Origin of the sequence: Dysosmobacter segnis, from assembly GCF_014297285.1 — a bacterium.
Classification (GTDB): Bacteria; Bacillota; Clostridia; order Oscillospirales; family Oscillospiraceae; genus Oscillibacter; species Oscillibacter segnis.
This window is the reverse complement of sequence record NZ_JACOQI010000004.1, coordinates 148,839-163,652: the sequence shown is the minus strand read 5'-3', so window position 1 is coordinate 163,652 and position 14,814 is coordinate 148,839. Positions and strand designations below refer to the sequence as shown.

10 protein-coding genes are annotated in these 14,814 nt (G+C 58.6%); 1 reads left to right on the top strand and 9 read right to left on the bottom strand.

Translation table 11 applies throughout. From position 1 onward, the window contains the following. Positions 1–12 precede the first annotated feature (12 nt). Positions 13–957 carry a tRNA (adenosine(37)-N6)-dimethylallyltransferase MiaA gene (miaA, locus tag H8Z83_RS06400; protein WP_187014302.1) on the bottom strand — a complete coding sequence of 315 codons (945 nt, stop codon included), beginning with the start codon at positions 955–957 and terminating at the stop codon, positions 13–15. Between the two features lie 44 nt (positions 958–1,001). Beyond that, positions 1,002–2,486, bottom strand: a complete 1,485-nt coding sequence (locus H8Z83_RS06395) for a DUF1846 domain-containing protein (protein ID WP_187014301.1) — start codon at positions 2,484–2,486, stop codon at positions 1,002–1,004. Positions 2,487–2,766: 280 nt separating this feature from the next. On the opposite strand from H8Z83_RS06395, the gene H8Z83_RS06390 reads away from it, so the two are divergent. Further along, positions 2,767–4,851 (top strand): glutamine synthetase III family protein, encoded by a 2,085-nt coding sequence (locus H8Z83_RS06390; RefSeq protein ID WP_187014300.1) that lies wholly within the window; start codon positions 2,767–2,769, stop codon positions 4,849–4,851. Between the two features lie 87 nt (positions 4,852–4,938). Here the strand turns inward: H8Z83_RS06390 and H8Z83_RS06385 are convergent, their stop codons facing one another. From H8Z83_RS06385 to glgB, 7 genes are all read right to left on the bottom strand, one after another. Beyond that, the gene (locus H8Z83_RS06385; RefSeq protein ID WP_187014299.1) at positions 4,939–5,571 is read right to left on the bottom strand and encodes an SdpI family protein; all 633 of its coding nucleotides are present in this window, start codon (positions 5,569–5,571) and stop codon (positions 4,939–4,941) included. Next, positions 5,568–5,840 carry an autorepressor SdpR family transcription factor gene (locus H8Z83_RS06380; protein WP_187014298.1) on the bottom strand — a complete coding sequence of 91 codons (273 nt, stop codon included), beginning with the start codon at positions 5,838–5,840 and terminating at the stop codon, positions 5,568–5,570. The genes H8Z83_RS06385 and H8Z83_RS06380 overlap by 4 nt, the downstream gene beginning before the upstream one ends. 189 nt (positions 5,841–6,029) lie before the next feature. Beyond that, positions 6,030–8,441 (bottom strand): glycogen/starch/alpha-glucan phosphorylase, encoded by a 2,412-nt coding sequence (locus H8Z83_RS06375; protein WP_187014297.1) that lies wholly within the window; start codon positions 8,439–8,441, stop codon positions 6,030–6,032. A gap of 6 nt (positions 8,442–8,447) precedes the next feature. Then, positions 8,448–10,292 (bottom strand): glycogen synthase GlgA, encoded by a 1,845-nt coding sequence (gene glgA, locus H8Z83_RS06370; protein ID WP_187014296.1) that lies wholly within the window; start codon positions 10,290–10,292, stop codon positions 8,448–8,450. A 66-nt stretch (positions 10,293–10,358) separates the two neighbouring features. Beyond that, entirely contained in the window at positions 10,359–11,471 is a 1,113-nt protein-coding gene (gene glgD / locus H8Z83_RS06365) for a glucose-1-phosphate adenylyltransferase subunit GlgD (protein ID WP_187014295.1), read from the bottom strand. After that, positions 11,468–12,676, bottom strand: coding sequence for a glucose-1-phosphate adenylyltransferase (locus tag H8Z83_RS06360; protein WP_187014294.1), 1,209 nt, complete (start codon positions 12,674–12,676; stop codon positions 11,468–11,470). Before H8Z83_RS06360 ends, glgD begins: the two co-directional genes overlap by 4 nt. 7 nt (positions 12,677–12,683) lie before the next feature. Further along, positions 12,684–14,603, bottom strand: coding sequence for a 1,4-alpha-glucan branching protein GlgB (glgB, locus tag H8Z83_RS06355; RefSeq protein ID WP_187014293.1), 1,920 nt, complete (start codon positions 14,601–14,603; stop codon positions 12,684–12,686). Positions 14,604–14,814: the final 211 nt, after the last annotated feature.

Sequence of the window (14,814 nt, the reverse complement as noted above, 5' to 3'; positions counted from 1 at the left end):
CCGCCCCTGGTCTTATCCTAAGCCAGAAGCGGTCAAAATTTCTGTCGAAATCTGGAGGGCACGGGCAAAATCACGGTCTTTTTCCCAATAGATCCAGTGAATAGCCGGATTCCGCCGCAGCCAGGTGAGCTGGCGCTTGGCATACTGCCGGGAGCGGAGCTTGACCAACTCCAGTGCCTCCTGCTCCGTAAGGGTCCCGTCCAGTACGCCCAAAAACTCCTTATAGCCGATGGCCTGCATGGCGGTGGCATTCCGGGGCAGTCCCATGGCCAGCAGAGCTTGGACTTCCTCTAAAAGCCCCTCCTCCGCCATCTTGTCCACACGGCGGTCGATGAGCGCCTTCATGTCGGCCCGGTCTGCGAATTGCAGGCCGATCCATACTGCGTCATACCGGGGAGGCAGTTGGCGGGTGGCAGCATTGTGGGCGGAGATGGTCTCGCCCGTTTCCAGATAGACCTCCAGCGCTCGGAGAATGCGCTTGGTGTCGGCGGGATGGAGCCGTGCGGCGCTTTCCGGGTCCACCTGCCGCAGCTCTGCCAGCAGCGGCTCAATGCCGTCCCGGTCAAACCGGGTCTCCAATTCCCGGCGCACCTCTCCGCCGGCGTGTCCGCCGGCGAAGCCGTGTCCCCGGATCAGGGCGTCCATCCACAATCCGGTGCCGCCCACCAGAATGGGCAGCTTTCCCCGGAAAAGGATGTCATCCACGATGGGCGTGGCCTTCGCCACGTATTCTGCGGCGCTCCACTGTTCGCTGGGCTCCGCCACGGCGATCATGTGGTGGGGAACCCCCTGCATTTCCGCCTCCGTAGGGGCGGCGGTGCCGACGGTCATGCCCCGGTAGATCTGCATGGAGTCGGCAGAGACCACCTCTCCGTGAAAGCGCCGGGCCAGCAGAACGCCCAGTGTGGTTTTGCCGCAGGCGGTGGGGCCTGCGACGCAGACGATCTTCGGTGTCACACGCCGTCTCCTTTCTGATGTGTCAAGCGCAGGGGCAAATGTTCTCAGCGGTGATAGAGCCGCTTGGTCTCATACTTCGGTTCACAGCTCACCCGGACACCCAGACGCTTGAAGATTTTCAGATCCTCCTCGCTGATGATGACGGAAAAGTGGGCCTCACTGTCCCGGAGACCGGGCAGCTGCCGCTTGGCAAGGTCCGCCAGCGGGTTGGTCAGGGCGGAGATCGCCAGGGTCAGCAGTACCTCGTCGGTGTGGAGTCGGGGGTTACGGTGATCCAAATAGGTGGTTTTCAGATGGCAGACAGGCTCTAAGACCTGCTTGGAGATCAGTTCAAACTGATCGTCGATATTTCCCAAAGCCTTCAGAGCATTCAGCAGCAGCGCCGCCGCAGCCCCCAATGTCCCGGAGGTCTTGCCGGTGATGATCCGGCCATCCGGCAGCACCATGGCGCCGGCGGGAGCGCCGGTGGCTTCCGCCTTGTCCAGCGCCGCTGCTACGGCGGGGCAGATCTCCGGCGTCACGCCGGCCTGCTGCATCACCAGTTCCAGCTTGCGGACAGTCTCCTCCGCCCCCTTGCCCTGGACCAGCTCGGTTTTCGCGGTGTAATACCGCCGCAGGATCTCCATACGGGAGGCGGCGCGGCATACCTCGTCGTCTACAATGCAGTTCCCCGCCATGTTCACGCCCATGTCCGTGGGGGATTTGTAGGGGGATTTGCCCTGAATCTTCTCGAAAATGGCGTTGAGCACCGGGAAAATCTCTACATCCCGGTTATAATTGACGGTAGTGATGCCGTAGGCCTCCAGATGGAAGGGGTCGATCATGTTCACATCATCCAGATCGGCGGTAGCGGCCTCATAGGCAAGGTTGACCGGATGCTTCAAGGGCAGGTTCCAGATGGGGAAGGTCTCAAACTTGGCATAGCCGGCATCGACGCCCCGCTTGTGATCGTGATACAGCTGACTCAGGCAGGTAGCCATTTTGCCGCTGCCGGGGCCGGGAGCCGTTACCACGATCAGGGAATGGCTGGTCTCAATGTAGTCATTTTTGCCCAGGCCCTCATCGCTGACGATATGGGCCACATCGGAGGGATATCCGGCGATGGGATAGTGCCGGTAGCAGCGGATCCCCAGCTTTTCCAGCCGGTGAAGGAAAGCGTTCGCCGCATCCTGTCCGCTGTAACGGGTCAGCACCACGCTGCCCACATACAGCCCCATGTCCCGGAAAATATCAATCAGGCGGAGGACGTCCTCATCATAGGTGATACCCAGATCCCCCCGCATTTTATTCTTCTCAATGTCCCCGGCGTTGATGGCGATGACGATCTCCACATCATCCTTCAACTGCTGAAGCATCCGGATCTTGCTGTCCGGTTCAAAGCCCGGCAGTACCCGGGAGGCATGATAGTCGTCAAACAGCTTCCCGCCGAATTCCAGATACAGCTTCCCGCCGAACTGGTGGATCCGCTTTTTGATTTGTTCAGACTGCGTAGTGAGATATTTTTGATTGTCAAACCCAATGGCTCCCATGATGAACGCCCCTTATCTTTTGTTTTTAAACACATAAATAAAAGTATAGCACAGGCCGTCGGTTTTGGAAAGATGCCGGGGAAGAAAAGGTAAAAAAAACCGCAGACAGACCCAAGCCGCCGGACGGAGCCGTATTTGTGCAGTTTACCGTTTGACAGGGGGACGGCCCCGTGATACACTCAGTTTCATATTGTGAGATTTTTCAATGTTTTTCTTGCGTTTACATGAATTTATGGTAGGATAAACTTGATATTTTATCGTCTTGAACGGAGGGACCGCCATGAGCGAACTGAAACTGCCCGAACTGTTCGGCAGCAGAGTATTCAATGAGGAAACCATGAAGGAGCGGCTGTCCGGCGCCTGCTATCAGGCGTGGAAGCGCTGCGTCACCGATGGAGCATCTCTGGAATTGGCTGCCGCCAATGAGATTGCCGGGGCCATGAAGACCTGGGCGGTGGAGCGGGGCTGCACCCACTATACCCACTGGTTCCAGCCGATGACTGGCTTCACGGCGGAAAAGCATGACAGCTTCATCGCCCCTGCCGAGGGCGGCCGGGTGATCTTGGAATTTTCCGGCAAGAACCTGGTGCGGGGTGAGGCGGACGCCTCCTCCTTCCCCTCCGGCGGCCTGCGGGCCACCTTTGAGGCCCGGGGCTACACCGCTTGGGACCCCTCCTCCTTTGCCTTTATCAAGGAGGGCACCCTCTGCATCCCCACCATCCTGTGCTCCTACGGCGGTCACGCGCTGGACAAAAAGACGCCGTTGCTGCGGTCCATGGAGGACGTGAGCCGTCAGGCCATCCGTATCCTGCGGCTGTTCGGAGACACGGAGACCCGCAAGGTCACGCCCTGTGTCGGCCCGGAGCAGGAGTACTTCCTGGTGGATAAGAAGATGTACAACCAGCGGGAGGACCTGCGGATGACCGGCCGCACCCTCTTCGGCGCCAAGCCTCCCCGCGGTCAGGAGCTGGATGACCACTATTACGGCGCCATCCGTCCCCGGGTAGCAGCCTTCATGAAGGACCTGGACGAAAACCTCTGGGCTTTGGGTATTTACAGCAAGACCAAGCACAATGAGGCGGCCCCCGCTCAGCACGAGATGGCCCCCGTCTATACAGACGCCAACACAGCCTGCGACCACAATCAGCTCACCATGGAGGTCATGAAAAAAATCGCAGAAAAGCACGATCTGGTATGCCTTCTGGATGAAAAGCCCTTTGCCGGCGTCAACGGCTCCGGCAAGCACGATAACTGGTCCCTGAACACCGACACAGGCAAGAACCTCTTCAAGCCCGGCAAGACTCCCAGCCAGAATGCCCAGTTCCTGCTGTTCCTGGCGGCCTTTGTCAAGGGCGTGGACGAGTATCAGGACTTCCTGCGGGCTACGGTGGCATTTCCCGGCAACGATCACCGTCTGGGCGCTTCCGAAGCACCTCCCGCAGTCCTCTCCATCTTCCTGGGTGACGAACTGGATGCCATCGTGCAGTCCATCATCCGCGGTACGGAGTTCAAGGAGGCCGGCAAACGCACCCTCCAGATCGGCGTGGACGCCATGCCCCCCATTCCCCAGGACAACACGGACCGGAACCGCACCTCTCCCATGGCCTTCACCGGCAATAAGTTTGAGTTCCGGATGCTTGGCTCCAGCCAGTCTATCTCCGGTCCCAACATTGCTTTGAACACCATCATGGCGGAGGAATTGCAGCAGTTTGCCGACCAACTGGAAAAGTCCAAGAATTTCCAGTCGGATCTGGAAAAGCTCATCAAAAAGGTCTATACCGACCATCAGCGGATCATTTTCAACGGCAACGGATATGATGACGCCTGGATCGCCGAGGCGGAAAAGCGTGGCCTCAGCAACCTGAAATCCGCAGCGGACGCTCTGCCGGTCTACACCGCCAAGAAAAACGTGGACCTCTTCGTCAAGCATGGGATTTACACGAAAGAGGAGATCAACGCCCGTGCGGAGATCCACATCGAGAACTACACCACGGTCCTGACCATCGAGGCCCGGACCATGGCGGATATGCTGCGGCGGCAGATCCTGCCCGCCGTATCCGCGGTGACGGCGGAGCTGTGCGAGCGAGGCTGGAAGAAGGAGCAGATGGGCGTCAGCCATAAGGCAGATGACGCCGTGGCCCGTGAAATGGGCCAACTGACGGATAAGCTCTATGCTGCCACGGAAAAAATGGAGCGGGACCTCAGCAAGATCCCGGCAGACGCTAAGAAGGCCATGGCTTACAGCCATGATCACCTAATCCCGGATATGGAAAAGGCCCGTGAACTGGCGGACCGGCTGGAGGAGCTGACCCCCGCCGAGCGGTGGCCCTTCCCGGTATACAGCGACCTGCTGTTCTCTGTGTAACATCAGGATCGACGCAAAAACAACAAGAAACGCCCCCTGCGAAATGGACGCATCCATTTCGCAGGGGGTTCTCGCTTTTATTCTGTGTCAGATGCCTTTTCTGTGAAGCGCGTAGGAATAGACGGCAGGGATCAGAACCATCACCGCCAGCAGCACCCCAAACAGCCAACCGCTCCACAGCCGCAGCAGGGAGAGGGGGATCATCACAAGACCGCACAGCACCCACAAAAAGCCGCTCAATCGGTGGGTCCGGGTCCAATTTTCCTCGCTTTGCAGCGTCCACGGCAGCTTGATGCCCATGGTGCGGTTCTGCCGGATCTTCGGCAGGTAGTTACCAAGGATCAGGAACAGCAGTCCCACGAACACCGGTACCACTGTGCTGATGTGCATCTCATAGCCCAGCCCTGTGCCGAGGGTGACCGCCCCGCCGAGCAGCGATACGGCCGGGCAGAACCACAGCAGCACCGTCCGCAATACAGGATTCCTATTTTTCTTCGTCTCACGGCTCTCGGCGTAAAAGCAGACGAGATGCAGTGCCAAAATAAACAGCGGCAGGCCGAACACAGTGGCGGCACGCGACGACCAGCCGTTTGCGTTGCCAGAAAAGTCCCAATGTGTCACCATGGTCTCCGGCAAACGCGGGTAGAGCGCCGCGCCCGCGAACAGCGGCAGCAGGCAGACCAGCGAAGTCAGCAGCATTTCCCTCTTGTTGTTCTTCATTTTTTTCTTTCCCCCTTCAAGTCCTGTAACCACAGCAGGACTTCCTCCAGCACAGAGGCATTGAGGCTGTAATAGATAAAATTCTTCTCCCGGCTCTCGAAAATCAAACCGGCTTTTTTCAGCTGGGATAAATGATAGGACACGGTGGCCGCCGTCATGTCAAACTGCCCGGCAATCTCGCCCGCCGTCAGACGCCCGCCCTTCAGCAGGTTCAGAATTTCTCGCCGCACCGGGTCCGACAGCGCCTTAAAGGTCTCTGCAAAGGCCATCCGCAGTTCTCCTTTACATGGTATTTAGAAAATTTTCTAAATATAAAATAGCACATGTCCCGCAGGCTGTCAACAGGTATTTAGAAATTTATCTAAATACTTTCTCCTTCGCGGACACTCCAAAGGCAGAAGGAGTGAAAAATATCAGCGCCGCCCTTTTGGGCGGCGCTGATAGTGGATCAAATCTGATTATCTGTGGGGAACGTCCCAGATGTTGTCGGCATATTCCGCCACAGCCCGGTCGGCGGCGAAAATGCCGCTGCGGGCGATGTTGTGGAGACTCATGCGGTTCCAGGTCTCCCGGTTTTCATAGGTCTCTGCCATGCGGCGCTCGGCGTCGCAATAGGCCCGGTAGTCCGCCAGCAGGAGGTACTCGTCCTGACTGATGAGCCGCTGGTAGAGGTCCTCGTAGCTGACGCCGTCCCGGAAACCCTTCCGCAGGGCGTTCAGGCACCGCTCCATCTGAGGATCGTGGCTGATATAGCGCTGGGGCACATAGCCCTCCCGCTTCAGTGTAGCAGCCTGATCGGCATGGAGGCCGAAGAGGAACATGTTCTCATCGCCCAGCACATCGTGCATCTCCACGTTGGCGCCGTCCAAAGTACCCACGGTGAGGGCACCGTTCATCATGAACTTCATGTTGCCGGTGCCGCTGGCCTCCTTGCCGGCGGTGGAGATCTGCTGAGAGACCTCGCTGGCGGGCATCAGATGCTCGGCCAGAGACACCCGGTAGTTCTCCAGGAACACCACCTGCAGCTTGCCCCGGCAGCGGGGATCATGGGAAATATCATCCGCCAGAGAGTTGATGAGGTGGATGATCCGCTTGGCCACAGCGTAACCCGGCGCAGCCTTGGCGCCGAACAGGAAGGTGTGGGGCCGGGTGATGCAGTTGGGATCGTCCTGCAACTGCTGATACAGGGTGATGATATGCAATACGTTCAGCAGCTGACGCTTATATTCGTGAAGCCGCTTCACCTGCACGTCGAAAATGGCGTTGGGGTCCAGGGTCACACCCTGAGCTTTCCGGGCGTAGTCGGCAAACTTCACCTTATTCTGCCACTTGATCTCGTCCAGACGCTTGAGGACAGCCGAATCGTCCGCATAGGCATCCAGCTTTTTCAGCGCCTGAGGATGGAGCAGGTAGTCGTCTCCACCGGCCAGATCCCGCACCAGACCGTCCAGACCCGGATTGATCTCACTGAGCCAGCGGCGGTGGTCGATGCCGTTGGTGACGTTGGTGAATTTCCAGGGCTCCATGGCATAGGAATTTTTGAATACGTCCTTTTTCAGGATCTCGGAATGGAGGCCGGACACGCCGTTGACGGACAGGCCGCCTGCAACGCACAGGTTGGCCATCCGTACCTCGCCGCCCCAGACAATAGCCATCTTTTCAGTAACAGAGGGATCGTGGAAGAAATTCTCCACCTTTTCCTGCCAGCGGCGGGCGATCTCCTGAATGATCTGCCACACGCGGGGCAGCAGGGTCTCCACCAGCTGCTGAGGCCAGCGCTCCAGCGCCTCGGAAAGGACCGTGTGGTTGGTATAGGCCACGGAGCGAGAGGTGATGTCCCACGCCTCGTCCCAGTTCATGCCCGCCTCGTCCATGAAGATCCGCATCAGCTCCGGAATCACCAGAGCCGGATGGGTGTCATTGATCTGAATGATGTTTTTCTCATGGAAGTTCTTCAGGGTGCCATAGGTCTCCAGATGCTTGGTGACAATGGACTGCACCGTGGCAGAAACGAAGAAATACTGCTGCTTCAGCCGCAGGGACTTTCCCTCGTAGTGGTTATCCTCAGGGTAGAGGACCTTGGCGATGGTCTCCGCCATGGCCTCGTCCTCGGAGGCTTTCAGATATTCGCCGCGGGAAAACAGGGCCATGTCCACAGGGCGGGTGGACCGGGCATCCCACAGCCGGAGCGTGTTGACGTGGTCGGTATCATAGCCCGCCACCACCATGTCGCAGGGAACGGCCAGCACGGTGGTGGAGTTCTCGTTGACAATGTGGAGATGGCCGTCATGCCAGAATTCCCGAAGGGTACCGCCAAAGTGGACGGCCTGCGCCTCGTCGGGCTTGGGCAGCAGCCAAGCGGAGCCAACACCCTTCCAGTCATCAGGCAGCTCCACCTGCTGACCTTCCACGATCTTCTGCTTGAAAATACCCAGCTCATAGCAGATGGAGTAGCCGGTAGCTGGGATGTCCAGCGTGGTCATGGAGTCCAGATAGCAGGCGGCCAGGCGGCCCAGACCGCCGTTGCCCAGACCTGCGTCCGGTTCCAGCTCAAACAGGTCGCCGGACTTGAAGCCCAGGTTGCCCAGAGCCTCCTTCAATTCGGGCAGCACGCCCAGATTGTAAGCGTTTTTCATCAGGCTCCGGCCCATGAGAAATTCCAGAGAGAGATAGTGGACCTGCTTTTTCTGCTCCTTTTTTGTTTCCTTGGCGGTCTGTACGCCCCGGAGGGCCATCACATCCCGCAGCACCAGAGCGCAGGCTTTCAGCATCTCCTGATCCGTGGCTTCCCCCGGCTCGGTGCCGAAGTTCAAGGCCAGCTTGGCGGTCAGGGCGTCTTGTAACGATTGCGTGGTAAATGGTACGGTCATACGGGTTTACTTTGCCGCTTTTTTAGCGGCTCCTTTCTTTTTGGGTTGAACAGGCTGCGTGGTTTCCACGGTGTCCGCAGGCGCCGTGGTCTTCGCGGCAGTTTTCTTAACAGGTTCTTCGGCCGGCTTCTCAACGGGCTTCTCAGCTGCTTTTTCAGTCGGTTTTTCCACCGCTTTTTCGGCCGCCTTTTTAGTCGTGGCCTTGGCTGCGGTCTTTCTCGTTGTTGTCTTTTTGGCCGCAGGCTTCTTTACAGCCGTTTTCCGCGCCGCCTTTTTTGCAGCAGGCTTTGCAGCGGTCTCACTGACCGGCTCCGCAGCGGAAACAACAGCTTCCTCGGCAGGAACCTCGATCACCGGCTCCTCAGTGGGGGCGGCAGCCTCCGCGGCAGGCGCTTCCGGGGCAGACTTTTCCCAGGAAAGGCCAGTGACAGCGCCGTAGATCCGCAGGTAGTCCCCGGCGCTGCGGTTCCAGCTGAAATCCTGTGCCATGGCCCGGTCTCTCAAACGGGCAAAGGCGTCGGGATAATCCTTGTAGAGATACACCGCCTCCCGGATCACATGGAGCATATCTGCGCTGGAGTAGTTGGCAAAGGTGAAGCCGGTACCGGCGTCACGCCAGGCCTCATAGGGCTGAACAGTGTCCTTCAGGCCGCCGGTCTCCCGGACGATGGGCACCGTGCCGTAGCGCATGGAGATCATCTGGGAAAGGCCGCAGGGCTCGCTGCGGGAGGGCATCAGGAACAGATCCGCACCTGCGTAGATAGCCATGGACAGTGCCTCATTATACCCCAGACGCACAGCCATACGGCCGGGATACCGCTCCGCCGTCCGGCGGAAGAACTCCTCATATCCGGCGTCGCCGCTGCCCAGCACCACAAATTGAGCAGGCAGCTCCATGATGTCGCCCATGACCTCCCGCAGAAGATCCAATCCCTTATGGGATACCAGACGGCTCACCATGGCGATAATGGGGGTGTTTGGCTCCTCGTTCAGACCCATCAGGTTCTGGAGGGCGGTTTTATCCGCAGCCTTGCCGGACAGATCCTCCGCCGTATAGTTGGCGGTGATGCGTCCGTCAGCAGCAGGATCGTAGAGTTTCATGTCGATGCCGTTGAGTACGCCGGACAGCTTATAGCCGCACTGGGTCAAAATGCCCTCCATCCGGTGAGCAAAGTAGGGATTCTTCAGCTCCTGCGCATAGGTGGGGGACACGGCGTTCACCGCGTCAGCGGTGAGAATAGCGCCCTTCAGCAAATTCAGATCGCCGTCCAGCAGCAGGGTGCCGTCATCCACCCAGCCCCGGTCCAGGCCGAACAGGTCGCCCAGGCAATAGGGGTCATAGCGGCCCTGATACTCGATGTTGTGGATAGTCAGCACCGTCCGGATAGAGCGATACCGGTCCTCCCGGACGCCGTCATCCTTCAGATAAATGGGAATCAGGGCCGTCTGCCAGTCATTGCAGTGGATCACATCCGGCCAGAACTCCAGATGGTCCAGCATCTTCACCACGGCCCGGGAGAAGAAGCCGAAGCGCTCTCCGTCATCTACATAACCGTAGAGCTCGGGCCGGTCAAAATACTGCTCGTTATCCAGGAAATACCAGGTCACGCCGTCCTTTTTCATGGAAAACAGACCGCAGTAGGTGTGCCGCCAGGCCAGATCCACATAATCGTAGCACAGGAACGTCAGCTGGTCAGCAAATTTTTCTCTGACCCGCCGGTACAGAGGCAGGATCACAGCGGTTTCGGCTCCCTGCTCCGCCAGAGCGGGAGGCAGGGAACCGGCTACGTCTGCCAGTCCGCCGGTTTTACAGAAGGGAACGGCCTCGCTGGCCGCATACAGAATCTTCATATATTGTTACTCCTTTCCCGAGAAGAAAGACCAGAGCTTTTGCGAAACCCCCTCAGGCCGTCTTGCTCAGATCACACTGCCCTTGGCAATGACAATGGGATATGCGGTATGGCCCACCATGGTGCGGCCCGGCAGCAACTCCACATGCTTATCCGTGATCACATGGGACAGCCGCGCCTCTTCCCGGACAGTGGTGCCCCGGAAGAGGATGCAGTCCTCTACCTTTGCGCCCTTTTCCACAGTGACGCCGGGGAAGAGGATGGAATTCACCACAGTGCCCTCGATGCGGCAGCCCTCAGCCACCAGGGAGTTCAGGCACACGCCGTCAGGTCCGATGTATGTGGACGCCTTATCGGCACCCTTGGCCCGGATAGGCCGGTCCGACGTAAAGAGGTCCTCCCGGATCTGCTTATCCAAAAGCTGCATAGAGCGGTCGTAGTACTCCTGCACGGAGCGGATCTGCGCGGCGAAGCCACTGAAGGTATAGCTCTGCAAATGCAGCAGATCCTGCTTAGCCTGCAGAACATCCCGGCGGAAGCTGTACTGGTCTCTTGCCTGGCACTCGTCCACCAGAGAACGCAGCAGGTCCGTGGACATCACAAACACGTCCAGGCTCCGGTAGCCTCTGGGCTGGTGCATATTGAACAGCACCTCCCGGATGCGTCCGTCCGGGTCCTTTTCAAAATAGGTGCCGTTTTCCGTGGCGAAGCTGTCATCTCCGCAGACGGCGGTGATGTCGGCATGGGTGCGGATATGCTGCTCCAGAATATCCGCCAGCGGGAGGTTGGACACCAGGTCGCCCTCCATCAGCACCACATAATCCTGCCGGATCTCGTTCAGGTAGTCCCGGACGCCGGCCAGGGCTTCCATTTTGCCCCGGAAGGGCGTGACGCCCCACTCGTGAAGGTAGTTGAAGGGAGGCAGCAGATGCAGGCCGCCCCGCTTCCGGGACATATCCCACACCTTGCCGCTGCCCACATGATCCAGCATACTCTGATACCGGCCGTGGAGTACCATACCCACATCGGTAACGCCTGCGTTCAGCAGATTGGACAGGGCAAAGTCCACCGCCCGGTACCGGCCTCCAAAGGGCATCGACGCGGCGGTACGGCGCTCTGTCAGCTCCCGCAGTTCTCCGCGCTGTTCATAGGCGAAAATAATGCCATGCATCCGGTTCATTTCAGCACCTCCTTACCATGGTGGTCCAGCATGATGCCGGGGGCCACCTCTCGGCCGTCCTCCAACTGGCAATCCGGGGCCAGCACCGTCAGATCCCATTTCCCATCGAGAGCGGAATCCGGTGCGCCGCCCACCCGGCAGTCCTTACCGATGTGGCAGCCCTCGCCGATAATGGCGTATTCGATCACAGCGCCTGTCTCCACCGTAACGCCGGGGAGGAGCACGGAATAGCTGACCTTGGCGCCTTTTTCCACGGTGACTCTGGGGGAGAGCACAGAATTTTCCACGGTGCCTTCAATGTCACAGCCCCGGTTGATGGCGCTGTGGCTCACACGGCTGTCGCCGCCCATGTAAATGGGGGGCGCGTCCACGCTGCGGGCGAAGATGGGCCAGGACTCGTCAGACAGGTCCAGGCCGGATTCCGGAGAGAGCATATCCATGTTGGCATCCCAGAGGGAGGTGAGGGTACCTACGTCCTTCCAGTAGCCCTGGAAGCGGAAGGCCGCCATCCGCTGGCCGTCCGCCAGCATCTTGGGGATGATATTCTTGCCAAAGTCATTTTCGGAACCCGGATCCGCCTCATCCTCCGTGAGGTAGCGCCGCAGCGCTTTCCAGGAGAACACATAGATGCCCATGGATGCCAGATTGCTCTTGGGCTGACGGGGTTTTTCGGCAAACTCGGTGATCATATCCTCCCCATCCACCGACATGATGCCGAAGCGGCTGGCCTCCTCCCAGGGGACCTCCATAACGGAAATGGTGCAGGCGGCGTCCGATTCCTTGTGGCGGCGGAGCATCTCTGAGTAGTCCATTTTATAGATGTGGTCACCGGAGAGGATCACCACATACTCCGGCTGATACTGGTCGATGAAGCCGATGTTCTGATAGATGGCGTTGGCGGTGCCCTTGTACCAGGTGCCGCCCTTGCTGCCCATATAGGGCGGCAGGATGTGAACACCGCCGCTGCTGCTGTCCAGATCCCATGGCTGGCCGGAGCCGATGTAGCTGTTCAGCTCCATGGGCCGATACTGAGTCAGGACGCCGACGGTGTCAATGCCGGAGTTGGTGCAGTTGGACAGGGGAAAGTCGATGATGCGGAATTTACCGCCGAAGGGGACGGCGGGCTTGGCCATGGCGCCGGTGAGGACATACAGGCGGCTGCCCTGTCCGCCAGCCAGCAGCATAGCGATACACTCTTTTTTCATGGGTGGATCAGCTCCTTTTCCTATTTTTCACTTTTTTCACCTTGGTTGCCGAACCGCGCTTTGTAAAGCTGCCCTCTCCCCGGAGGAATACCGCCCCGAACGCGGGGAGCCGGAGAGCGACAGACTGTTCTTTTCCGTGGGAGGGCGTGTCCTTTACCGTCAGCGGCTTCGTATCCGCAAACCCGCTGCCGCCGAATTCCGGCGCGTCGGTGGTAAAGGCGGGGACATACCGCTTGCGGGGCGGTACGCCTACCCGGTAGTTTTCATAATCGTTGGGGGAGAAGTTCACCGCGCACAGCAGCTCGTTCCCTGCCTGATCCCGCCGGAGGAACACCACCACGTTGTTGTGATTGTCATCCGACACCAGCCACTCAAAGCCCTGCCAGTCAAAATCAATGTCCCACAGGGCGCTCTCCGCCTTGTAGAAGGCGTTGGCGGCCTTGAAGAACGCATGGAGCTGCTGATTTTCCTCATGCTCCAATAAGTACCAGTCCAACTGACCGTTGGAGTCCCATTCGTGCCACTGGCCGATCTCCGGTCCCATGAACAGCAGCTTCTTGCCGGGATGGGCCAGCAGGTACGCATAAAAGCCCCGGGTGCAGCGAAGCTGGTTTTCGTAGTCTCCGGGCATTTTCCCCACCACACTGCCCTTCATGTGGACCACCTCGTCATGGGAGATGGGAAGGACATAGTTCTCGGAAAACGCGTACATCATGGAGAAGGTCAGATCCCGGTGGTGGTCCTGCCGGAACCAGGGGTCCAGCTTCAGATAGTGGCACATGTCATTCATCCAGCCCATGTTCCACTTCAGATTGAATCCAAGTCCGCCGACGTCGGCAGGCTTGGTCACCAGAGGCCAGGCGGTAGATTCCTCAGCAATCATCAGCACGTTGGGATCCACCTCAAAGGCCATGGTGTTCAGCTTCCGGAGAAATTCCACCGCTTCCAGGTTTTCCCGTCCGCCGTGGATATTGGGAGTCCACTGGCCGTCCTGCCGCCCGTAATCCAGATACAGCATGGAGGCCACAGCGTCCACCCGGATGCCGTCGATGTGGTACATTTCCAGCCAGAACCGGGCAGAGGAGAGGAGGAAGCTCACCACCTCCGGCCGCCCGTAGTCAAAGACCCGGGTACCCCAGCCGGCGTGTTCCCGTTTCCGGGGATCGGCATATTCATAACAGCAGGTACCGTCAAACTCGTAAAGGCCCTGCTCATCCTTGCAGAAGTGCGCGGGGACCCAGTCCAAAATCACCGGAATGTTGCTTTCGTGAAGGTGGTTTACAAACCACATGAAATCCTCCGGCGTACCGAACCGGGAGGTAGGCGCAAAGTATCCGGTGCACTGGTAACCCCAGGAATCATCCAGAGGATGCTCCGTCACCGGCAGCAGTTCCACGGCGGTGTAGCCCATCTCCTTCACATAAGCCGCCAGCTGCCGGGCCATATCCCGGTAATCCAGGAACTCGCCGTTTTCATGCTTCCGCCACGAGCCGAGATGGACCTCGTAAATATTCAGCGGCTGATGGTACACCGGCTGCTTATTACGGCGGAAATCCTCATCCGTCCAGGAAAAATGCTCAATGTCATAGAGCTTGCTGGCGGTGCCGGGGCGGGTCTCCGTATGGAACCCGTAGGGGTCCGCCTTGTAGTGAACTCTGCCGTCCTCGCCGGTAATGGCATACTTATAGCTGGTATAGACGGGCAGGTCCGGGAGAAAGCCCTGCCAGAATTCGCCCTTTTGGGTAAGTGGATCAACGGTCAGGTCCCAGCCGTTAAAATCTCCGACTACGGAAACAGCCTTTGCATGAGGCGCCCAAACGTTGAACCACCAGCCGTGGACGTCTCCCTCTGTGGCAGGGTGTGCGCCGAAGAGCCGCCAGCCGTCCGTCAAGCTGCCGCTGTGATACAGTTGAGTCTGATCTGCCATGGGTCTCCCCTTTCTGCTGCCATATTATTTTTTCTCATATTGAGGGTAGCATTTTAAAACGATTACGTCAAGGCAGCCGCAATTCATTTTACAGATGATACACTTTGATTTTATATTATACCGCCGGATAGCCGAAAGCGTCAAGGTAAGAGGGTGTCGAAAAGGAAAGACACTCTTTGTCCGATTTGTCTTACTTTTCCAGTTTTTGTTC